Source organism: Wolbachia endosymbiont of Pentidionis agamae, assembly GCF_036711655.1.
Lineage (GTDB): Bacteria > Pseudomonadota > Alphaproteobacteria > Rickettsiales > Anaplasmataceae > JAZHPY01.
On the sequence record NZ_JAZHPY010000188.1, the window covers coordinates 1 to 305 of the forward strand.

General features: G+C 33.4%; 1 pseudogene. It reads left to right on the forward strand.

Annotated features, from left to right (window positions below):
• Window positions 1–221 (forward strand): annotated as a pseudogene (locus tag V6U76_RS05555) (phage tail protein); the annotation flags it as partial.
• Window positions 222–305: the final 84 nt, after the last annotated feature.

Below are 305 nucleotides of genomic sequence, written 5' to 3' on the forward strand. Positions count from 1 at the left end.
TTGGAAAGCACCAACTTATGGGAGCATTTATGGCAACAATGCCAAGAGGATATAAAGGTATTTTTAAACGTGAAGGAAAAAGAGCTCTGCCAATACAAGAAGTCAAACTGCCATTAGAGCATGAGGCGTCAAAAATAATAAAAGATCTTGTTAATTATGAAGTTGAAAAGGTATTTGAAAAATTCTTTCACCATGAATTAAAGCATATTCTAAAAGTATGAATTGGATTGATTTACATAAAGCAATTTGCGCTACGCTAAAGGAAGAAATACCGGCAATTCAAACATGTGAAGTTTATCATCCAG